This window comes from Enterococcus sp. DIV0167, from assembly GCF_050541555.1.
Classification (GTDB): domain Bacteria; phylum Bacillota; class Bacilli; order Lactobacillales; family Enterococcaceae; genus Enterococcus; species Enterococcus faecalis.
Genome location: NZ_CP172933.1, coordinates 1,414,802 through 1,435,621, shown reverse-complemented (window position 1 = coordinate 1,435,621; position 20,820 = coordinate 1,414,802). Strand labels below are relative to the sequence as shown.

Here is a 20,820-nt window from a genome sequence, read left to right as displayed (position 1 = left end):
CATGACAAAAGTAGCAAAAAAAATTGCCAAAGATTTATTAGATATTGAAGCGGTATTTTTAAACCCTAATGAGCCGTTTACTTGGGCTAGTGGCATAAAAAGCCCGATTTATTGTGATAACCGTATCACGATGAGTTATCCTGCTGTGCGTAAAGAAATTGCAGAAGGCTTAGCGGCAAAAATTAAAGAGACTTTCCCAGAAGTCGAAGTGATTGCTGGGACAGCTACCGCAGGGATTCCACATGCGGCATGGGTAGCCGATATTTTAGGATTACCAATGGTTTATATCCGCAGTAAAGCCAAAGATCACGGCAAAGGGAATCAAATTGAAGGCCGAATTTCTGAAGGACAAAAAATGGTAGTTATCGAGGATTTAATTTCAACAGGCGGTAGCGTGTTAGAAGCGGCAGAAGCGGCGGAACGTGAAGGAGCAACGGTTTTAGGCGTTGCGGCAATCTTCACTTATGAGTTACCCAAAGGAACGGCAAATTTTGCAGATAAACAGATGACGTTACTAACGTTAACCAATTATTCAACTTTAATTGATGCTGCATTAGAAGCAAACTATATCGAAGAAAAAGATGTTACCTTATTACAAGAATGGAAAAAAGATCCTGAAAACTGGGGCAAATAACCGTTGAACTAAAGATAGTTCTTGTCGTCTGATTTTTAGTGTCATTTTAAGTAACCAGATTTAACGGTAGGAGAACTTAGGTCATTTGCCGAGGAGCGTAATGATCTAAGTTCTTTTGTTTGACGTAGAAAAGATGTTAGGATAGAGTTTTAACATGAGTTTTACCTGATTACTATGTGGAAATGAAGGAAGAGTGTATGAAAAAAATAAAAAATATGGACGTTGAATGGAGCTATACAGGCAACGATGGACCAGAACATTGGCATACGCTATGTGACTGGTTTGCAGAAGGTGCTAAGTTTGCTTATCAATCGCCAATTGCTTTAGAAAAAGAAAGTGCTGAGACAATAAATTCTCAGATTACGTTTCATTATAAAAAAGAAGAATTCACTGAAAAGGAATTCAAAAATACGTTTCATTTTGTACCACCAAATACGGAAAGTTACGTAATGTTTGAAAATGTTGCGTATCATTTAACCGATATCCATTTTCATATGCCTAGCGAACATTTGCTATCGGGAAAGCAGTATCCGCTAGAATTCCATTTGGTTCATATGAACGATGCTGGCGAAAATTTAGTTGTCGGTTGCCTGTTTACCATCACAGAGGAAGAAAATCGTTTTTCAGAAGCGAATCATCCGATGGACTGGGAAAACGGCACGCACCAACAATGGTTTAATCCGTCAATCTTTTTACCAGAGGAGCGTCTACACTACCATTATGTAGGCTCGTTAACAACACCGCCAACTAAGGGTCCAGTGAAATGGTTTGTATTTGATACCATTCAAAAAATGGATCAAGCCTTTTTAAATAAGATCAAGGAAGGAATGTTGGCCTTTAACAATCGGCCCCTTCAGCCGTTGAATGGGCGTAAGATTTATTTTTCAAATGATTAGTGTGTGGAGGAAAAAGTGTTGAATATTCAACAAATGAAGTATGTTGCTGCCATAGCTAACAATGGGAGTTTTCGGGAAGCAGCCAAAAAACTATTTATTACACAACCTAGCTTGTCAAATAGTATTCGGGAATTAGAAGAAGAACTAGGGATTTCCCTCTTTTTACGTACCAATAAGGGCGCTTTTTTAACAGAAGAAGGAATGGTTTTTTTAGAACAAGCAGAGAAAGTCTTAGTTCAAATGGAGTTATTGGAAAATCGCTATCGCGAGACAGTGACCAGCGAACGATTCTCCATCTCTTCGCAACATTACGATTTTTTAGGTGAGGTAATTGCCAAAGTTCTTAAAAAGTATGGGGATCAATATAAAGATTTTCGTGTCTTTGAAACCACGACCTTAAAAGTAATTGAAGACGTCAAAGGATTTCACAGTGAGTTGGGGATTATTTATTTAAATGAACAAAATAGTGTCAGTATTGAACGGTATTTAGAACAAGCTAATCTAGCCTACGAGGTAATTAGTACTTTTAATACACACATTTTTTTAGGAAATCATCATCCTTTAGCCAAGCAAAAAGAAATTCATTTAGAGGAATTAGTTCCCTATCCACAAGTCCGCTTTAATCAAGAAGGAAGCAATTTTTCCTATTTTTCTGAAGATTTAGTTGAAATTCCTGAACAGGAATCGGTCATTCATACTACAGATCGTGGAACCTTGATGAATTTGTTGGTAGAAACCAATGCTTATGCTTCTGGTTCAGGAGTCGTAACGGGTTTTACGAAGAAAGAAATTCGGTTAGTGCCATTGGCGCCAGCTTTGGAAAATCGTATTTGTTTACTCTTTCCCAAAAATCGGGAAATCAGTCCGATTGGTCGCTACTTTATCAAAGAACTAAAAGCGTTGTTTAAAAAAGAGGTAGATACCAAAACATTTAGCGCTAAGGAATAAAAAGAAGGAACTATCAGTGAGTTGACTGATAGTTCCTTCTTTTTTGGCTCATTTTGAAACAGTAGAAATGGTTTCTCTTTCAATTAATGTGACAGGCACTTGAATGTCTTCTATGACTTGAACATCCTGTTGCATCGTTTGTAATAACACTTCGCCAGCTAGTTTTCCCATTTCTTTAAAGTCTTGCGCCATGGTTGTTAATGGCGGTTCGACAAATGCTGCTGCTTGAATATCGTCAAAACCAATAATCGATAATTCTTTTGGCACATGAATACCTATGTTTTTACAGTTTCGTAAACAATGTAACGCGCTGAAGTCATTATCGCAGACCACGGCTGTGAGTTGGTGTGCCTCAAAATACTGTTTAAAGTTGTGTTCATCTAAGAGATTGGTTTCTGTGATTGCTGTATGGAACGCCAGATTGGCTTCTTTTAAAGCTTGGAGATAACCTAAATAACGTTGCCGAACGGATTGTAGGGCCGGACTTCCTGAAAGGATATATCCAATTTTCGTATGTCCTAAGCCAATTAAGCGTTCGGTTGCTGTTTTACCACCAGCAAAGTTGTCTGATTGAATGGTTGCAAAAGGTAAATCATGGATCTTTTTATCCAAGACAACAACTGGAAAATTCATCAAAGCCAACTCAAACAGTAAGTCGAGGTAGTCATTACTAGTAGCAGCATAATAGACAAGCCCAGCAAACTCATTCACAATGTCCGCAGCATTTTTTTCTCTCAAAAAATTAGGCGAGGTCATAAAGACTTCTAAACCAGCTGCTTGAATAGTAGGGGCCAAACCGCTATAGAAATTTCCTACTGATAAATCGTCTGCAAAAGGCAATAAAAAAAGAACTTTATTTAAAGAAGTATGGAGAGGATGCTTTGGTGCTTGAACAAAACTTCCTTTTCCTTGGTGACGTTGGATTACGCCTTGCGTTTCCAACTCAGTTAGCGCTCGTTTGGACGTAATTCTACTGACGTTAAACTGAGCCGATAATTCTTTTTCGGTAGGCACTTGCGCTCCAACAGGCAATCGCCCTGAATCAATTTCATTTTGTAAATAATCAATAATTTGTTGATATAATGGTTGCTTCATTCATTTCACCTCACAATAAGATATATCTTATTTATAGTTTACCATAAATTAATTGGTTTTAAAATGAAAAAAATGATCGAAATCACTAGACAAAGTGAAATGTAAACGCTATAATTCAATTGTGAAATGATATATCAAATTTAAGAGGTGACGAGAATGGTTTATACAGAAGTTCCAAAATCCGTAGCAACATTTATGGAGACAATTACAGAAAAATGCGGTGAAGCACATCAAGATTGGGCAAAAAACTTTCAGGCGGCCTTTGCCAATACTTTACTAACAACAGTGAAACGTCAAGAAGATGGTACTACCTTTTTATTAACAGGCGATATTCCAGCAATGTGGTTGAGAGACTCAACAGCACAAGTTCGTCCCTATTTAGTGATTGCGAAAGAAGACGAAGACCTTGCTCAAATGATTGCTGGTTTGGTTAAACGCCAGTTTCGTTATATTTGCATTGATCCTTATGCCAATGCGTTTAATGAAACAGATAATCATGCAGGCCATCAAACTGATAAGACCGAAATGAATGGCTGGATTTGGGAACGGAAATATGAAATTGATTCATTATGTTACCCGGTCCAATTAGCCTATTTACTTTATAAAAATACTGGGATGACCGAACAATTTAATTCAGATTTTGTGGAAGGCGTCAAAAAAATTCTCAACGTTTTCACAACAGAACAAGATCACGCACAGTCACCTTATTTATTTGAACGAGATACGTGGCGTCAAGAAGATACGTTGGTTGAAGCAGGGAAAGGAACGCCAGTTGGCAAAACAGGGATGACATGGTCAGGCTTCCGTCCTAGTGATGATGCCTGCCAATATGGTTACTTAGTTCCTTCTAATATGTTTGCAGTCGTAATTTTAGGCTATATTCAAGAAATTTTCTCGGATGTTTTAGAAGATGCTACGATTGTGGCGATTGCTAAAAAATTACAAGAAGAGATTGAAGAAGGCATTCAAACATTTGGACGAACAAAAAATCAAAATAACGAAACGATTTATGCGTATGAAGTGGATGGCTTAGGCAATGCAAGCGTGATGGATGACAGTAATGTTCCCAATTTAGTAGCAGCCCCTTATCTGGGTTATTGTTCAACAGAGGATGAACAATATTTAACAACGCGTCAAACCTTATTAAGTAAAGAAAATCCTTACTTCTATGAAGGCAAATACGCAAAAGGGATTGGTAGCTCGCATACACCAGAAAATTACGTGTGGCCGATTGCTTTAGCAATGGAAGGAATGACAACCAAAGATAAAGCAGAAAAAGAACGAATTTTAGATTTATTGGTTGCCACAGATGCGGGGACTCATTTGATGCATGAAGGTTTTGATGTAGATAATCCTGAAAATTATACAAGAGAATGGTTTTCATGGGCTAATATGATGTTTTGTGAATTAGTTATGGATTATTTTGACATCCGAGTGGAAAAATAGGAGGAAAAGTGATGACAAAGAAAAAAGTCTATATTGTTTCCCATAGTCATTGGGATCGTGAATGGTATCTTCCTTATGAAGAACATCATATGCGCTTAATTGAATTAGTGGATAATGTATTAGATTTAATTGAAAATGATCCAGAGTTTAACAGTTTCCATTTAGATGGACAAACGATTATCTTAGACGACTATTTACAAGTTCGCCCAGAGAAAAAAGAAGCCGTGAAAAAAGCTGTCCAAGCAGGCAAACTAAAAATCGGACCATTTTATATTTTACAAGATGACTTTTTAATTAGCTCTGAATCCAATGTTCGAAACATGCTGATTGGGCATTTAGAAAGTCAAAAATGGGGAGCACCAGTTCAATTAGGTTACTTCCCAGATACATTTGGTAACATGGGTCAAACACCTCAAATGATGCAATTAGCAAATCTGCCTGCGGCTGCCTTTGGACGCGGGGTGAAACCGATTGGCTTTGATAATCAAGTCTTAGAAAGCGACTATAGCTCACAATATTCTGAAATGTGGTGGGAAGGTCCGGACCAAACCAAAATTTTCGGCTTGCTTTTTGCAAACTGGTATAGTAACGGGAACGAAATTCCTTCAGAAAAAGAAGCGGCAATCGCTTTTTGGAAACAAAAATTGGCTGATGTGGAACGTTACGCTTCCACAAACCATTTATTGATGATGAATGGGGTCGACCACCAACCGGTACAAAGAGATATTACTAAGGCCATCGCTTTAGCCAATGAACTATTCCCAGAATATGAATTTATTCATTCCAATTTCGATGACTATTTGAAAGCTGTTCAAGAGGAGTTACCAGAAGATTTAGGAACAGTAACAGGTGAATTAACGAGTCAAGAAACGGATGGCTGGTACACATTAGCCAATACTTCTTCTGCTCGCGTCTATTTAAAACAGTGGAACACAAAAGTCCAACGCCAATTAGAAAATATCTCAGAACCTTTAGCAGCGATGGCTTACGAAGTAACTGGCGACTACCCACATGACCAATTTGATTATGCTTGGAAAACATTGCTTCAAAACCATCCGCACGATAGTATTTGTGGCTGTTCTGTCGACGAGGTTCACCGAGGCATGATGACTCGCTTTGAAAATGCCAATGATGTCGGGCATTTCTTAGCAGATGAAGCAACACGACAATTAACAGAAGCAATTGATACAAGTGTTTTCCCAGAAAAAGCGCACCCGTTTGTTTTATTTAATACTAGTGGCTATCAGAAAACGGAGGTTGTCACTGTGGAAGTGGAGATTGAACGATTGCCATTTTATACAGGAAAACCTGAAGATCTTTATCATGAATTAAAACAAAAAGCCACCCCAGATTATCAAGTGATTGATCCAACAGGACAAGCCGTTGCAAGCCGTATTGTCAAAGAAGATGTTCGTTTTGGTTACGATTTACCTAAAGATGCCTTCCGTCAACCGTACATGGCCAAATACTTAACGGTCGAATTATCTGTCAAAGAAATGGCGCCATTCTCTTGGGATAGCTTTGCATTGATTCAAGGAGAAACGAAAGCTTTTGAAGGAAGTCTTTTGGCTCAACCAGCAACAAATGAAATGGAAAACGAATTTATTCAAGTGAAAATTGAAAACAATGGTAGCTTAACCATTGCTGACAAAAAAACAGGAGAAACATTTTCAAAATTGTTAACATTTGAAGATACTGGCGACATTGGGAATGAATATATCTTTTTCAAACCGACCGAAGACCAAGGAATTACAACCGAAAATGTAACGGCTGAAATCACGAATAAAGAAAATTCCCCTGTAAAAGCAAGTTATCAAATTAAACAAACCGTCATGTTACCAGTTGCAGCAGATGAACGATTAGAAGAAGAACAAAAGGCTGTTCGTGAGTTTAGAGAACGCCATGCACAACGTTCAACGACGCTTCGCCCGTTCGAAATAACGACAGTGGTTACAATGATCAAAGAAAGTAACCAATTGTTCTTTGAAACAACCATTAATAATCAAATCAAAGATCATCGTTTACGCGTGCTTTTCCCAACTGGCATGGTCACAGAAACACATGAAGCGGATAGTATTTATGAAGTCGTGACACGACCAAATCAAGTAAGCGACACATGGGAAAATCCAACAAACCCGCAGCACCAACAAGCGTTTGTGAATGTTCATGACCAAAACAAAGGCGTGACTATCTTTAATGAAGGCTTAAATGAGTATGAAGTCTTAGCAGATGGAACCATTGCGGTCACATTAATTCGTTGTGTTGGCGAACTAGGTGATTGGGGCTATTTTGCGACACCAGAAGCACAATGCCAAGGAGAATATACCTTTAAATATGGTTTGTCATTGCATGGAAAACCAGAAGAACGCTTTGCTACGTATCAACAAGCCTATAGTGCACAAATTCCTTTTACTGCAGCTACTACTGCGCGTCATGAAGGTAAACTAGCACCGAACCATGTCTATTTGACAACGGTAGAAGGACCAATTGGTTGGACAGCCGTTAAACGTCAAGAGCAAACGAATCATTTAGTCGTTCGTGGCTTTAATCTAACAGCGCAAAATATTCCTTGTGAACTTCACAAAGAGACACAACCAGCGACTTGTTTAACAAATGTATTAGAAGAACCGTTGACACCGGCGATAGAAGTTGATGCACCATTACGTCCGTTTGAAATTCGGACATGGCGTTTCGAAAAATAAATAAATAGGAGAACTTTGTTGAAAAGGGCAAAGTTCTCCTATTTTCTTCTCTTTCGTTTTTTTGAGATATTTATAATAAAAATCTAGCGAAACAATGAGAAAATCATTCATTTTACGGTCAATTTGTGCTACTATAACGTCAACTGAAGGAGTGAAGCTAAATGGATTTAACCAATCGTTTTAATCGTCAAGTAAATAAAATTGCTGTTTCTTTAATTCGTCAATTTGACGAACAAGTCTCAGGAATTGAAGGTATTTTAAAATTAACGCTAGGAGAGCCGGATTTTAACACACCTGAGCATGTCAAAAAAGCAGCCAAAGAAGCAATTGATGCGAATTTTTCTCATTATACAGGGATGTCTGGTTTGTTAGATGTCCGTGAAGCAGCCGCTTATTTTATGAAAGAAAAGTACCATTTGACTTACAAGCCTGCGACAGAAATTTTAGTAACAGTTGGAGCAACAGAAGCGATTTCAGCTTCGTTATTAGCAATTTTAGAACAAGGTGACAAAGTGCTATTGCCAGCACCTATTTACCCAGGGTATGAACCAATTATTACATTGGCGGGGGCGGAGCCGGTATATTTGGACACACGAGACAACGATTTTGTCTTGACCCCTGAAATGATTGAAGCGGCAATGGCCGAGCATGGGGAACAAGTCAAAGCAATTATTTTAAATTATCCTAGCAACCCAACTGGTGTCACCTATAACCGCCAAGAGTTGCAAGCAATTGCTGATGTTCTAAAAAAATACGACATTTTTGTGATTAGCGATGAAATTTATAGTGAGTTAACTTATGATGAGAGTCATGTTTCGATTGCTGAAATGTTACGTGACCAAACGATTTTAATTAACGGTTTGTCGAAATCACATGCCATGACAGGCTGGCGGATTGGCTTTATTTTTGCACCAGCGATTTTAACAGCGGAGATCATTAAAGTTCATCAGTATTTAGTTACTGCGGCTGCAACAGTGTCTCAAAAAGCGGCTGTTCGTGCCTTAATCGAAGGAATGCATGATGCTGAAATTATGAAAGAAGAGTATCGGAAACGGCGCGATTTTGTTTATGAACAGATGACTCAATTGGGGTTTGAGGTTGCGCGTCCAAATGGCGCCTTTTATATTTTTGCTAAGATTCCTACTGGTTATGAACAAGATTCTATGAAATTTTGTATTGATTTAGCGCAAAAAGAAGCAGTAGCGTTGATTCCAGGTATTTCTTTTGGTCCAGAAGCAGAAGGATACGTCCGAATTAGTTATGCGTCCGATATGGATAAATTAACAACGGCCATGGAACGAATTGCACATTACATGGCGACACAACGCGTAACGCACTAGCCTTTATAGATTCTTTACACACCTTTACCTTTTATTTACATTTAATTGAAACAGAATTAACAGAGTCTTGGTAGACTAAACTTGTAACTAATTGAAAAGGAAGTGCAAAGATGAAAAAACGTGTAATTGCAGCAACTATGCTGAGTCTAGGGTTATTATTAACTGGGTGCGGAGCTCAAGGAGGCACAACTGAAAAATCCAGCGAAGCGGATAGTAACAAACCAGTTAAAATTGTCGCTGTTGGTTCCACCGCTTTACAACCGTTAGTAGATGCTGCGAAAGATCAATTTACACAAGAACATCCTAATTATACAGTTTCTGTCCAAGGTGGCGGCAGCGGAACAGGACTTTCACAAGTTGCAGATGGCGCAGTGACCATTGGAAATTCCGATGTGTTTGCCGAAGAGAAAGATGGCGTGGATGCCTCTAAATTAGTCGATCATCGGGTGGCCGTGGTTGGTATGGGACCAGTGGTCAACAAAGAAGTCGGCGTGAAGAATTTAACGAAGCAACAATTGATTGATGTCTTTACTGGCAAAGTCAAAAACTGGAAAGAAGTGGGCGGCAAAGATCAAGAAATCGTCGTAATAAACCGCGCAAACGGAAGTGGCACCCGAGCAACATTTGAAAAATGGGGCTTAGATGGAGCTAAACCAGTTCAATCACAAGAACAAGATTCTTCGGGAACAGTTCGTAAAATTGTTGAACAAACACCAGGAGCAATCAGCTATTTAGCTTTTTCTTATATGGATGATTCCACTGTTGCCTTAAGCATTGATGGTGTTGAACCAAAAGAAGAACACGTGAAAGACAATTCATGGAAAATCTGGTCTTATGAACATATGTATACAAAAGGGGAGCCTAATAAAGAAGTAAAAGCCTTCTTAGACTATATGGTCACCGATGATGTTCAAAAAACAATTGTCAAAGACTTAGGTTATTTAGCCATCACAGACATGCAAGTAGAACGTGATGTAAATGGAAAAGTAACTGAAAAATAAACAAAAAAACTCAGCCAATAAACAGGATTGGCTGAGTTTTTTTAGGCTTCTTTTTTTGTTAAAGGCAAGGTGATTGTAAAAGTGGTCCCTAAGCCTAAGTGACTATCAATGGCGATTTTACCGCCTAATAATTCTGTGTAATTTTGGACAATAGCTAGACCTAGACCGGTGCCACCAGAATGACGGCTACGTGCTTTATCGACACGATAGAACCGTTCAAAGATCCGTTCTTGGTCTTTTTGACTAATGCCAATGCCAGTATCTTGAACAGATAAACGTAATTGCTGATTTTCTATAGCATAAGAAATAGTAATCTGACCATTTTCTTGGGAATACTGAATGGCATTTTCAATTAGATTCTTCACGATTGGATAAAACAATTCGTATTTGGTGAAAAACTGGCTCTCTGGCAGACCATGAACGACTGTTTTCAGCTGTTTTGCTACCAATTGTTGCTGATAAGAGCCGAGAATTTCTGTAATAAATTTTTCTAAAGTAATTTCTTGTTCTGCATAAGGAATTGTTGCGCTGCCCCGAGAAAGTTCTAAAATTTCTTGAATTAATTGTTGCAGACGCTGGGCATCTTTTTGCATGATGTGCAAAAATTGATCAAGGACTTCCGGATCTTCTTTGGCACCGTCTATGAGTGTCTCGGTAAAGCCCAAAAGAGAAGTGACAGGCGTTTTTAATTCATGAGACACGTTTGATACAAAATCTTTTTGCATTTTTTCTAGTTGGCGAACGCGCGTTAAATCATAGGCAATTCCTAACACTTGATAATCATTGGCGCTTTGATCATCCAAGTAACGAAGAGAAAGATCTAAGCGTAAAGGTGTGGGTCCTTGTGTCACAGTGATTTCTTGATGTAAACTGTTTTTTTCAGCAACGACTTGATGGATTAAATGAATCAAATCGGCGTCTTGAATCACTTCAAGATAATTGCTTTGCATATTTTTAGCAGAGAGTCCTAACATTTCCTGCATTTTAGGGTTCAACAGACGAAGCCGTCCTTGCGTATCAATGATAAAGACACCAATCATCAACTCATCTAAAAGTTCGTGAAATTGCTCATCCGCAGACGTATACGCTTTATACGTTTGACTTACTTGTTGACTCAGTAAGTTAATAGTTTCGTAAAGTTCATTCCATTCAGAAGATTGCTGGATAATGGATCGATTTTCATCTGGATGTTTAAGCATTCGTTTCAGAATCGGTAAGACGGTCACTAGCGGTTGATTTTTTTGCCGTAACAATAAAAAGATAAACAAGGTAATTAGTAGGAACAAGATGCCAAATGTAAAGATAATATAGCGACGAAAAGATTGGATATTTTTAGAAAATAGCGCAGTTTGTTCCGAAATCCGAATAATACCAACGATTTCTCCTGATTTTAAAACAGGCGTGGCAACGTACAGAAGTTCTTTATTTAACGTTTTACTCTTTCGTAAAGCTGAACCATAGGCAGCTCCTGATAGAACCGCAGCGATTTCAGGTCGTTTTTTGTGCGACTCTAGCGGTTCATTTTGGCTGCTGTCAAAAAAGACGGTACCATTTTTTTGCAACAAAGTTACCCGTTCTTCTGCATCATCTAACGCATGGGTGACAAGGAGTTGTTGTTGGTTTGTCAGTTGCCCTTTTTCGAAAACGGAAGGGGGCAACTGGTCTGTTAAAAGGGTATTTTTTCTTCTTAAATAGGTTTCTTGCTGAGCAACCATTTCTTTTTGAAAGAAAAAATTGGTCGCTGCAATACTCCCGACAAATAATAAAAGCATGACTGCCGCAACTAAAAAATATTCAATCCGCAGTCTCTTTTTCATCGTTTTGGCTCCTGAAAACGGTAGCCAAAGCCACGGACAGTTACTAAGTAAACGGGCCGTTTAGGATCGGGCTCGATTTTATCACGTAAATGACTAATGTGGACATCGACGATGCGACTTTGTCCAGCGAAGTCATATTGCCAAATTCGTTCCAACAAGGTTTCCCGATTAATGACCCGATCTTTGCGTTTCATAAAGTAAACGAGTAATTCAAATTCTTTCGGTGTTAGTTCAATGGGCTGATTGCGCACAAAAACTTCATAATTTTGTTCATTCACACGAATCTCGCCAATCACAAGCGGAGCTTTAGGTGTGTCCTCTTGAAGCGGTTCGGTCGTGGTAGGTTTTAAACGACGAAAAATAGCTTTCATGCGTGCTAGGACTTCTCTGGGACTAAAAGGTTTTGTTAAATAATCATCTGCCCCAATTTCCAAGCCAATGATTTTATCTACTTGTTCATCTTTGGCAGTTAAAATCAAAATAGGCGTGTCAATTTTTTCTCGACGAAGTGCTTTGGTAATTTCTAAGCCATCCATACCAGGAAGCATTACATCTAAAATTATAAAATCATATTGATTAGACAAAGCTAATTCGAAGCCGTTTTTACCATCTTCGGAAGTAGTCACCTGATAGCCTTCTTTTTCCAAATTAAAGGTTAACAAAGTTAAAATCGATGGTTCATCATCGACGACAAGAACTTTTTTCATTTACATAACTCCTTCAAGAAATTTCTGAAAATAAGTGTATATTTCACTATTGTTAGTTTAACATATTTTTAGAGGAAGAACGTACTTTAAAGTAAGCGAGAATGCTACTTTTGAGAAAAGTCAACTCATGGTATAATAGAGAAATGAAATGAGGAGAAGCGAATGATTGGTATTAGTAGTTGCTTAGGTGGGATTTGTTGCCGTTACGATGGAAAATCTCAAGAACAAGAAGCGTTAAAACAACTTGTAACTAATGGAAAAGCAATAATGATTTGTCCCGAAGTTTTAGGAGAGTTGCCCATTCCACGTCCGCCAGCAGAAATCATTGGCGGGGACGGCTTTGATGTTTGGGCGAATACTGCTTATGTATATACGGATAATGGGGAAGATGTCACTGAGGCGTTTAAAGCAGGGGCACAGCGCGCGTATCAAAAATTAAAAACTCAACAAATTACAACCTTGATCTTGAAAGAAAAAAGTCCCAGCTGTGGCAGCCAGCTGATTTATGATGGACAATTTTCTGGCATTAAAAAAGCTGGAGTTGGAGTCGCAACTGCTTATTTTATTCAACAAGGAATGACCGTTTATTCTGAAGAAACATGGCAACTTGCGGACATTTCTTTTTAAAAGGTAAAAACTTAGTAAAAAAAGATTGACTATTCCCTATGAAATCGGTAACCTATAAGGGATTGAAGATGGGAGCACGGCTCATGGAAATGGAAAAAACAAACCGCATGAATGCGTTATTTGAATTTTATTCGACATTATTAACGGAAAAGCAGATGAATTATATGGAGCTTTACTATGCTGATGACTTTTCTTTAGGAGAAATTGCGGAAGAATATGAGGTTAGTCGCCAAGCGGTTTATGATAACATTAAACGAACCGAAAAAATTTTAGAAGAATATGAAAAAAAGTTACATCTTTATTCAAACTATGTTGTACGGAAAGAATATCTTGAACAACTACAGCAGTATGTTCAAGAAACTTATCCCAAAGATAGTGAAATCAAAAAATATATTGAACAAATTCAAGAAATAGAGGAATGAAACTATGGCTTTTGAGAGTTTAACAAACCGCCTACAACAGGCAATGAGTAAAATCCGTCGTAAGGGAAAAGTTTCCGAAGCCGACGTAAAAGAAATGATGCGAGAAATCCGTTTGGCTTTATTAGAAGCCGACGTTAATTTACAAGTGGTCAAAGATTTCACAAAACGCGTCAGAGAACGGGCAGTAGGAGTCGAAGTATTAGAAAGCTTATCACCCGCCCAACAAATTGTAAAAATTGTTGATGAAGAATTAACGAAAACGTTAGGTTCAGAAACGGTTGAACTGAATAAATCTCCAAAAATCCCGACAGTGATTATGATGACAGGGTTACAAGGGGCTGGTAAAACAACTTTTACTGGTAAATTAGCAAAACACTTAATGAAAACTGAAAACGCTCGTCCGCTTTTAATCGCTGGTGACGTTTATCGTCCAGCAGCGATTGATCAGTTGAAGGTTTTAGGTCAACAATTAGAAGTTCCCGTTTTTGATATGGGAACAGATGCTAATCCAGTGGAAATTGTTCGTCAAGGGTTAGCGTTAGCAAAAGAAAAGAAAAATGATTATGTCTTAATTGATACGGCCGGTCGTTTACACATTGATGAAGCTTTAATGGACGAATTGAAACAAATTAAAGAGTTGGCTAATCCCAATGAAATTCTGTTAGTTGTTGATGCGATGACGGGGCAAGATGCTGTCAACGTTGCAGATAGTTTTAATGAACAGCTTGGAATTACTGGGGTTGTTATTACCAAAATGGACGGCGATACTCGTGGGGGGGCCGCACTGTCAATTCGGGCAGTAACGGGCGCTCCGATTAAATTTGTCGGTTCTGGTGAAAAATTAACCGATTTAGAAATTTTCCATCCCGATCGTATGTCGAGTCGTATCCTAGGTATGGGGGACATGTTGACGCTAATTGAAAAAGCGCAACAAGATTACGATGAGAAAAAAGCAGAAGAACTTGCTCAAAAAATGAAAGAAAACAGTTTTGACTTTAACGATTTCATTGAGCAATTGGATCAAGTTATGGGCATGGGACCGATTGAAGACTTATTAAAAATGATCCCTGGAATGAGTAACATGCCTGGTATTGAAAATGTCAAAGTCGATCCAAAAGATGTGGCACGGAAACGGGCGATGGTCTTATCAATGACCCCTGCAGAACGTGAAAATCCTGATCTATTAAATCCTAGTCGCCGCCGCAGAATTGCAGCTGGTTCAGGAAATAGTGTGGTTGAAGTCAATCGTATGATTAAACAATTTAAAGAATCCAAAAAAATGATGCAACAAATGTCCAAAGGGGATATGAACATTCCTGGTATGGATCAAATGTTAGGTGGCGGCGTTAAAGGCAAGCTAGGTAAAATGGCCATGAATCGTATGATGAAGAAAAACAAAAAGAAGAAAAAGAAAAAAAGATAAACAGGCTTTAGTTAATTATTGGAAGAAACAGAAAGTGCGCCATCAGTCGAAGAGACTAATGGCGCACTTTCTGTTTAAGCGTAGTTTTGGATAATTGCGTTTAATGCTTCGGCAAAACCAGCACCGTGTTGTTCATAATATGACGTAAATCGTTCATCGCCAACATACATAAGGCCTAACCCTTTGTGTGCTTCTGGCGAATAGCTTGACCAAGAGTACATTAACCAATCTTTGTGTAATTGGAAAATTTCTTGCGCAAGTTGGCTAGTCAACTTGGGTGATTTTTGATACATGGCTAACTTAGAAAATAAATCTTTTTCCACGTTCTGCATTACTTGCATGTCTTTTTCCGTCAAGTTTAAATATTTTTTGTTGGCTTGTTCAATCGTTTCGTTGCCATATTTTTCCCGAATCTCTTTACCATATTTTTCTTCGTTTTCTTGAACTTTTTGTTGTTTGAATGCTTCGAATTTTTGCTGATCTGACATGTTTATCTCTACTTTGTAATGGTGTAAGGTTTGTTGAACAGAGGCTAAAAGACGATCAATTTCATTGCGCTTTTCCAATAGTTTTTGTTGATGCTCGTATAAAGCCTGTTCAACATTAAAGTCAGGTTGCTCCAAAATTTCTTTAATTTCATCTAGTTTCAGATCCAATTCACGGTAAAAAAGAATTTGTTGCAAACGATTCACCTCGGCTTGCCCGTAAATTCGATAACCAGAAGAATTAATTTTGGCTGGTTGAAGAAGACCAATTTCATCATAATATCGTAACGTCCGTGCACTGACGCCAGATAGTGAAGCCATTTTTTTAATTGTATATTCCATCATTCATTCCTCCTGACAAAATCTATCATAAACCTTTACGTAACGAGAAGGTCAAGCAAAAAAATAAAAAAAGTGAGACAACCTGTAAAAAGTTGCCTCACTTTTTCTTGATTGATTCAATTAGGCAGTTAAGCGATTAAAGAAATCCACGTAAGCATCTACAATTGATTGTAAGAAGCCAACAGTGCCATCAATAATTTTACCATCTTCACCAATTAAGTTCGTAATACCGCCAATATAGGCTTCAGGTTGTTGTAAAGTTGGAACATTTAAGAAGACTAATGATTGTCTTAAATGATGGTTCGCACCAAATCCGCTAATTGCACCTGGTGAAACACTCACCACAAGTCCTGGTTTTTTATCCCAAACGCTTTCGCCATACGGACGTGAACCGACATCCAATGCATTTTTTAAAACAGCTGGTACTGAACGGTTATATTCTGGTGTTACAAACATCACACCATCTACTTGTTTGACTTCTTCACGGAATGTTGTCCAAGCTTCGGTGGGGGTTCCTTCATCATCCAAATCTTGATTGTATAATTCTAAATCACCAATGTTAATAAAAACAGGTTCGAAATCAGCTGGAAATAAGTCCGCCATTGTTTTTGCTACCAATTTGTTAAATGAATCTTTTCTTAAACTCCCTACAAAAATACCAATTTTTTTTGTCATGTAAATCCCTCCATTTTTCTTTTACTTACTTTATGATAGTACTTTTTCGAAAAAAGCGCAAACGTTTTATCCTTGTACATTGTTGAACTTCGTAACTTCACGTATAATAGCTAGTAAAAGGATGATTAAAGGAGCAACTGCTTGAATAAAAAAATAAATTGGCGCCGACAGTTAACACCGTTGGAGAAACAAACATTGACTGAATTAAGAAACAAGGAAATGATTAAACAAGGAACTTTTTATAAATTGGAACAAACATTTCCTGAGGAATCAGCTTATACTTATTATGGTTTATACAGGAAGGAACAAACCATTCAAGCATATATCGTAGGGTATTGTTTTGATGGGGAAACCTTGGAAGCGACGATTGTTGCGCCAAATGTAGGGCCATTTTTTGAAGAACTTGTTCAAGAACTCGAAAAGCAAGCAGCTTTGTGGGGAATGAAAGAAGTCTTTCTCGTGATGGACGACAAGCAATCTGTTGGCCTGAATTATTTTAATAGACAAGGAATTGTGCCAGCTTTTTCAGAACAGTATCTGGTTTTTCAAGGAAAAACTTACTCACAGGCGTTGGCGAAGCTGACACTTCTCCGACCGCAAGTGGCTGATTTGGATTCCTTGGCTAGGTTACTAGAAGGTACGCCTTTGCCGGAGGACCTTCAACGAACACTTATTTATAAAGAAAACAATCAACTTTTAGCCACGCTACGTTTGGATCATTTTGAAAACGAATGGGGGATTTATGGCTTTGTTGTGACAAAAACGCAACGAGGTCGCGGTCTTGGCCGTCAAGTTTTACAGTCTGCGCTCCGAATGATTTTAGAAAAGTCAGCCTCAGCGACTATTTTTTTAGAAGTTGAAACAGAAAATCAAGCAGCGCTTCATCTCTATCAAACAGAAGGCTTTCAAGTGAGAAACCAGTACAACTATTATCAAATTTTGTAAAAATTCTTCATTATTTCGTTTGTTTTCCTGCAAATTGGCTAAAAAAATTGAAAAAAAGTAAAGGTGTCAAGAAAAAACTCTTTACAGGTTGTTGTTAATCTGTTAAACTAACTCTTGTGATTAAGTTAATGGAGGTGTATTTAATAATGGCAGTTAAAATTCGTTTAAAACGTATGGGTTCTAAAAAGAGTCCTTTTTACCGTATTGTAGTAGCTGATTCTCGTTCTCCTCGTGATGGACGTTTCATCGAAACTGTAGGTACTTACAACCCTTTGAAAGACCCTGCAGAAGTAGTTTTAAAAGAAGATTTAGTTTTAGATTGGTTATCTAAAGGTGCGCAACCTTCTGATACAGTTCGTAACATCCTTTCAAAAGAAGGCGTTATGAAAAAACATCATGAAGCTAAAAACGTTAAGAAATAAGGTGATTGAATATGGCAGATGTGAAAGAGTTAATTTTAACTATTGTCCGTCCGTTAGTCAGTCAACCTGAAGCAGTCTCATTAGAAATTGAGGAATCAACTGATTTCCTCGAGTATAATTTGACTGTGGCCAAAGAAGATATTGGACGTATCATTGGTAAACAAGGGCGTGTTGCAAAAGCAATTCGGACAATTGTTTATAGTGTACGTATCGATGGTCCGAAAAAGGTCCGTTTAAATATTCTTGATGGTAAATAAGCATTAACAAGGAGGTAGCCTAGCTATCTTCTTTTTTTATACATAACCAAAAAGTTTTCATTGCTAGAGACAGGCCTTTCTTGCTAAAATAGATGTATCCAGAATAAAGGAGCGATTTGTATGGCAAAACGAATTATCATTATGAACTTTGATATTGAAAGTAAATCGTACCAAGCATTTTCCGAAATAAAAAAGATGCAGGCAGAAAGACAGCTTAAAGGTGAGCAAATGGCGGTTGTTACGCATGTTAATGATGGCCAGCATCAATTTAAAATCAATGATTTTATCGATTTTACAGGCAACAATCATACATCAAAAGATAGCATGATTGGAATGCTAGTAGGCATATTAGGTGGTCCTCTGGGCATTCTTTTTGGCTGGTTTGCTGGAAGTATGTATGGTGCAAGCAAAGACGCCAAAGAAATTCAAGAAGCACAAACGGTTTTTGAACATGTGATTCAAAAGATTGATGAAGGACAAACGGGATTGTTATTAATTGCAGAAGAAGAAGACAACCGTCCACTCAACCAGTTGGTTATGTTTGACTTAGGTGGCGAAATCACGCGGCTTGATTTAGAGGAAGTCCAACAAGAAATTAACGATGCGAACGAAGTTGCAAATGAAGCGAAACAATCGTGGCAAGCAAAAAAAGAACAACATAAAGAAGCGACATCGAAAGAAGAATAAGGATCAAAGACTGTTTTCTGAATAAAGGGAAACAGTCTTTTAAAATACTAAGAAATCACGGTTTTTTATGGTAGTTTGCTAATTTTTTGTTATTTTATCGTAAAATACGGTAAAATAAGAAGAAAACTTTGAGAAAATAGATAAATTATTATTTGCTAAAGGAGCAAACTTCTTCTAAAATAAAAAGGAAGTTTAAAAGAAAGTATGGTAGCAGATGGAAATACAATTTTTAGGAACAGGCGCTGGTGTGCCAGCAAAACATCGCAATGTCACAGGAATTGCGTTGAAATTATTAGATGAACGAAATGCAGTTTGGCTCTTCGATTGTGGGGAAGGGACTCAATTGCAAATTTTAAAAAGTAGTATTCGCCCAAGAAAAATTGAAAAGATTTTTATTACACATTTACATGGCGATCATATTTTTGGTTTACCTGGTTTGTTAAGTAGTCGTTCTTTTCAGGGCGGGACAGAACCTTTAGAAATCTATGGACCAGTTGGGATTGCTGACTTTGTCAAGACTTCTTTACGGGTCTCGCAATCGCGGTTGTCCTATCCACTGAAATTTATTGAATTAACGAAAAAGAATGACGTTATTTTTAAAGATAAACAATTCACTGTTCGCTGTAATATCTTGGACCATGGCATCACGAGCTTTGGCTATCGAATTGAGGAAGCAGCGCATGAAGGAGAATTACAAGTAGAGAAACTTCAAGCTTTAGGGATTCCTTCTGGGCCGTTGTATGGCAAACTCAAACGTGGTGAAACGATTGTTTTTGATGGACAGGAAATTAATGGACAAGCGTTTGTGGGAGAGCGTAAACCTGGACGAATCGTGACGATTTTAGGAGACACTCGCAAAACTAAAAATAGTGTAACCTTAGCACGACGAGCGGATGTTTTAGTCCATGAAAGTACGTTTAATAAACACGAAGCAAAAATGGCAAAAGCCTACTTCCACTCAACCAGTCAACAAGCAGCTGAAGTTGCAAAAGAAGCGCAAGTAAAACAACTTATCTTAACGCATATTAGTGCCCGTTATTTAACCAAAGAGGCCTATCAGCTTCAAGAAGAAGCCCAAGAAATTTTCCCCAATACAAAAATCGTGAAAGATATGGATATCATTGAGATTCCATTTGCCAATGAAGGAGGAGCTTAGATGGATTTAACAAATAAAGTCGTTGTCGTAACTGGAGGTTCAGCTGGTTTAGGTGAACAAATTTGTTATGAAGCAGCTAAACAAGGAGCGGTCGTCGTTGTCTGCGCCCGCAGAATTAATTTGATTGGTAAAGTTCGCGAGCAGTGTGCCACTTTAAGCGGACGAGAAGCATTTTCTTATCAATTAGATATTGCCGATCCAGAAAGTGTTGAACGTGTGGTTGAAGCTATTTCAGCAGAAGTTGGTCCTATAGATGTTTTAGTCAACAATGCTGGTTTTGGCTTGTTTGAAAATTTTGTTGAAATTGACTTGGCTGTTGCACGCCAAATGTTTGATGTCAACGTTCTAGGAATGATGACGTTTACTCAAAAAGTAGCTATTAAAATGATTGAAGCTGGGCAAGGACATATTATCAACGTTGCTTCAATGGCTGGGAAGATGGCTACAGCTAAATCAACCGTTTATTCTGCAACGAAATTTGCTGTGTTAGGTTTTTCAAATGCTTTACGTTTAGAATTGAAACCGTTGGGTGTAGCAGTAACGACTGTCAATCCAGGACCAATCCAAACAGAATTCTTTGATAAAGCGGACCCGACAGGCACTTATCTAGCTGCGGTGGATAAAATTGTTTTGGACCCTACGAAATTAGCGAAAGAAGTGGTTGGGAGTATGGGGACTTCTCGACGTGAGATTAATCGTCCGTTTGTCATGGAAGCAGCTGCCCGCTTTTATACATTGTTTCCACATTTAGGAGATTTCATAGCGGGAAATATTTTAAATAAAAAATAAAGGA

Annotated in this window: 21 protein-coding genes; 16 read left to right on the top strand and 5 right to left on the bottom strand. The window is 38.1% G+C overall.

From position 1 onward, the window contains the following. Position 1: 1 nt before the first annotated feature. The 3 genes from pyrE to IGM09_RS07005 all read left to right on the top strand — a co-directional run bounded on the left by pyrE (position 2) and on the right by IGM09_RS07005 (position 2,478). Positions 2-634, top strand: a complete 633-nt coding sequence (gene pyrE, locus IGM09_RS07015; protein WP_002357418.1) for an orotate phosphoribosyltransferase — start codon at positions 2-4, stop codon at positions 632-634. 182 nt (positions 635-816) lie between these two features. Further along, the gene (locus IGM09_RS07010; protein WP_002394492.1) at positions 817-1,530 is read left to right on the top strand and encodes a carbonic anhydrase; all 714 of its coding nucleotides are present in this window, start codon (positions 817-819) and stop codon (positions 1,528-1,530) included. Positions 1,531-1,548: 18 nt separating this feature from the next. Next, entirely contained in the window at positions 1,549-2,478 is a 930-nt protein-coding gene (locus IGM09_RS07005; protein WP_025190792.1) for a LysR family transcriptional regulator, read from the top strand. A 48-nt stretch (positions 2,479-2,526) separates the two neighbouring features. On the opposite strand, the gene IGM09_RS07000 is transcribed toward IGM09_RS07005, so the two are convergent. Continuing rightward, the gene (locus tag IGM09_RS07000; RefSeq protein WP_033624994.1) at positions 2,527-3,573 is read right to left on the bottom strand and encodes a GntR family transcriptional regulator; all 1,047 of its coding nucleotides are present in this window, start codon (positions 3,571-3,573) and stop codon (positions 2,527-2,529) included. Positions 3,574-3,729: 156 nt separating this feature from the next. On the opposite strand from IGM09_RS07000, the gene IGM09_RS06995 reads away from it, so the two are divergent. The 4 genes from IGM09_RS06995 to IGM09_RS06980 all read left to right on the top strand — a co-directional run bounded on the left by IGM09_RS06995 (position 3,730) and on the right by IGM09_RS06980 (position 10,062). Next, a complete protein-coding gene (locus tag IGM09_RS06995) occupies positions 3,730-5,019 on the top strand; it encodes a glycoside hydrolase family 125 protein (protein ID WP_002357422.1) in 1,290 nt (429 codons plus the stop codon). 11 nt (positions 5,020-5,030) lie between these two features. Continuing rightward, positions 5,031-7,721, top strand: coding sequence for an alpha-mannosidase (locus IGM09_RS06990; RefSeq protein ID WP_033624993.1), 2,691 nt, complete (start codon positions 5,031-5,033; stop codon positions 7,719-7,721). A 161-nt stretch (positions 7,722-7,882) separates the two neighbouring features. Then, on the top strand, positions 7,883-9,061 hold the full coding sequence (locus IGM09_RS06985) for a pyridoxal phosphate-dependent aminotransferase (protein WP_010708710.1): 1,179 nt from the start codon (positions 7,883-7,885) through the stop codon (positions 9,059-9,061). A gap of 110 nt (positions 9,062-9,171) precedes the next feature. Beyond that, complete coding sequence (locus IGM09_RS06980) at positions 9,172-10,062, top strand: phosphate ABC transporter substrate-binding protein PstS family protein (protein WP_002357425.1); 891 nt, start codon at positions 9,172-9,174, stop codon at positions 10,060-10,062. 41 nt (positions 10,063-10,103) lie between these two features. Here the strand turns inward: IGM09_RS06980 and pnpS are convergent, their stop codons facing one another. Further along, a complete protein-coding gene (gene pnpS, locus IGM09_RS06975; RefSeq protein WP_010713362.1) occupies positions 10,104-11,879 on the bottom strand; it encodes a two-component system histidine kinase PnpS in 1,776 nt (591 codons plus the stop codon). Then, positions 11,876-12,586: a response regulator transcription factor gene (locus tag IGM09_RS06970; RefSeq protein ID WP_113826054.1), complete on the bottom strand. Its 711-nt coding sequence runs from the start codon at positions 12,584-12,586 to the stop codon at positions 11,876-11,878. Before IGM09_RS06970 ends, pnpS begins: the two co-directional genes overlap by 4 nt. A gap of 162 nt (positions 12,587-12,748) precedes the next feature. Here IGM09_RS06970 and IGM09_RS06965 point away from each other — a divergent pair, with 162 nt between their 5' ends. The 3 genes from IGM09_RS06965 to ffh all read left to right on the top strand — a co-directional run bounded on the left by IGM09_RS06965 (position 12,749) and on the right by ffh (position 15,058). Beyond that, complete coding sequence (locus IGM09_RS06965) at positions 12,749-13,213, top strand: DUF523 domain-containing protein (protein ID WP_002357428.1); 465 nt, start codon at positions 12,749-12,751, stop codon at positions 13,211-13,213. Positions 13,214-13,296: 83 nt separating this feature from the next. Further along, complete coding sequence (locus IGM09_RS06960) at positions 13,297-13,635, top strand: putative DNA-binding protein (protein WP_002357429.1); 339 nt, start codon at positions 13,297-13,299, stop codon at positions 13,633-13,635. A gap of 4 nt (positions 13,636-13,639) precedes the next feature. Then, the gene (gene ffh, locus IGM09_RS06955) at positions 13,640-15,058 is read left to right on the top strand and encodes a signal recognition particle protein (protein WP_002360194.1); all 1,419 of its coding nucleotides are present in this window, start codon (positions 13,640-13,642) and stop codon (positions 15,056-15,058) included. Positions 15,059-15,132: 74 nt separating this feature from the next. On the opposite strand, the gene IGM09_RS06950 is transcribed toward ffh, so the two are convergent. Both IGM09_RS06950 and IGM09_RS06945 read right to left on the bottom strand, forming a co-directional pair. Next, positions 15,133-15,888, bottom strand: a complete 756-nt coding sequence (locus IGM09_RS06950; RefSeq protein WP_162782956.1) for a MerR family transcriptional regulator — start codon at positions 15,886-15,888, stop codon at positions 15,133-15,135. A gap of 117 nt (positions 15,889-16,005) precedes the next feature. Further along, on the bottom strand, positions 16,006-16,560 hold the full coding sequence (locus IGM09_RS06945; RefSeq protein ID WP_002357432.1) for an NADPH-dependent FMN reductase: 555 nt from the start codon (positions 16,558-16,560) through the stop codon (positions 16,006-16,008). A gap of 141 nt (positions 16,561-16,701) precedes the next feature. On the opposite strand from IGM09_RS06945, the gene IGM09_RS06940 reads away from it, so the two are divergent. The 6 genes from IGM09_RS06940 (at position 16,702) to IGM09_RS06915 (ending at position 20,816) form a co-directional block, all read left to right on the top strand. After that, entirely contained in the window at positions 16,702-17,505 is an 804-nt protein-coding gene (locus IGM09_RS06940; RefSeq protein ID WP_010823714.1) for a GNAT family N-acetyltransferase, read from the top strand. A gap of 146 nt (positions 17,506-17,651) precedes the next feature. Then, positions 17,652-17,927 carry a 30S ribosomal protein S16 gene (rpsP, locus tag IGM09_RS06935; protein ID WP_002357434.1) on the top strand — a complete coding sequence of 92 codons (276 nt, stop codon included), beginning with the start codon at positions 17,652-17,654 and terminating at the stop codon, positions 17,925-17,927. Between the two features lie 11 nt (positions 17,928-17,938). After that, entirely contained in the window at positions 17,939-18,184 is a 246-nt protein-coding gene (locus tag IGM09_RS06930) for a KH domain-containing protein (protein WP_002357435.1), read from the top strand. A 120-nt stretch (positions 18,185-18,304) separates the two neighbouring features. Continuing rightward, positions 18,305-18,871 (top strand): hypothetical protein, encoded by a 567-nt coding sequence (locus IGM09_RS06925; RefSeq protein WP_002357436.1) that lies wholly within the window; start codon positions 18,305-18,307, stop codon positions 18,869-18,871. A gap of 214 nt (positions 18,872-19,085) precedes the next feature. Further along, a complete protein-coding gene (gene rnz, locus IGM09_RS06920) occupies positions 19,086-20,027 on the top strand; it encodes a ribonuclease Z (protein ID WP_033624990.1) in 942 nt (313 codons plus the stop codon). Further along, positions 20,028-20,816 carry an SDR family NAD(P)-dependent oxidoreductase gene (locus IGM09_RS06915; RefSeq protein WP_010823712.1) on the top strand — a complete coding sequence of 263 codons (789 nt, stop codon included), beginning with the start codon at positions 20,028-20,030 and terminating at the stop codon, positions 20,814-20,816. Positions 20,817-20,820: the final 4 nt, after the last annotated feature.

Coding starts and splice junctions, on each gene's coding strand:
- ffh (WP_002360194.1), top strand. CDS start 13,640: ATGGCTTTTGAGAGTTTAACAAACCGCCTACAACAGGCAATGAGTAAA.
- pnpS (WP_010713362.1), bottom strand. CDS start 11,879: ATGAAAAAGAGACTGCGGATTGAATATTTTTTAGTTGCGGCAGTCATG.
- IGM09_RS06925 (WP_002357436.1), top strand. CDS start 18,305: ATGGCAAAACGAATTATCATTATGAACTTTGATATTGAAAGTAAATCG.
- rnz (WP_033624990.1), top strand. CDS start 19,086: ATGGAAATACAATTTTTAGGAACAGGCGCTGGTGTGCCAGCAAAACAT.
- IGM09_RS06985 (WP_010708710.1), top strand. CDS start 7,883: ATGGATTTAACCAATCGTTTTAATCGTCAAGTAAATAAAATTGCTGTT.
- rpsP (WP_002357434.1), top strand. CDS start 17,652: ATGGCAGTTAAAATTCGTTTAAAACGTATGGGTTCTAAAAAGAGTCCT.
- IGM09_RS06930 (WP_002357435.1), top strand. CDS start 17,939: ATGGCAGATGTGAAAGAGTTAATTTTAACTATTGTCCGTCCGTTAGTC.
- IGM09_RS06970 (WP_113826054.1), bottom strand. CDS start 12,586: ATGAAAAAAGTTCTTGTCGTCGATGATGAACCATCGATTTTAACTTTG.
- IGM09_RS06915 (WP_010823712.1), top strand. CDS start 20,028: ATGGATTTAACAAATAAAGTCGTTGTCGTAACTGGAGGTTCAGCTGGT.
- IGM09_RS06995 (WP_002357422.1), top strand. CDS start 3,730: ATGGTTTATACAGAAGTTCCAAAATCCGTAGCAACATTTATGGAGACA.
- IGM09_RS07000 (WP_033624994.1), bottom strand. CDS start 3,573: ATGAAGCAACCATTATATCAACAAATTATTGATTATTTACAAAATGAA.
- IGM09_RS06980 (WP_002357425.1), top strand. CDS start 9,172: ATGAAAAAACGTGTAATTGCAGCAACTATGCTGAGTCTAGGGTTATTA.
- IGM09_RS07010 (WP_002394492.1), top strand. CDS start 817: ATGAAGGAAGAGTGTATGAAAAAAATAAAAAATATGGACGTTGAATGG.
- pyrE (WP_002357418.1), top strand. CDS start 2: ATGACAAAAGTAGCAAAAAAAATTGCCAAAGATTTATTAGATATTGAA.
- IGM09_RS06990 (WP_033624993.1), top strand. CDS start 5,031: ATGACAAAGAAAAAAGTCTATATTGTTTCCCATAGTCATTGGGATCGT.
- IGM09_RS06960 (WP_002357429.1), top strand. CDS start 13,297: ATGGAAATGGAAAAAACAAACCGCATGAATGCGTTATTTGAATTTTAT.
- IGM09_RS06965 (WP_002357428.1), top strand. CDS start 12,749: ATGATTGGTATTAGTAGTTGCTTAGGTGGGATTTGTTGCCGTTACGAT.
- IGM09_RS06945 (WP_002357432.1), bottom strand. CDS start 16,560: ATGACAAAAAAAATTGGTATTTTTGTAGGGAGTTTAAGAAAAGATTCA.
- IGM09_RS06950 (WP_162782956.1), bottom strand. CDS start 15,888: ATGATGGAATATACAATTAAAAAAATGGCTTCACTATCTGGCGTCAGT.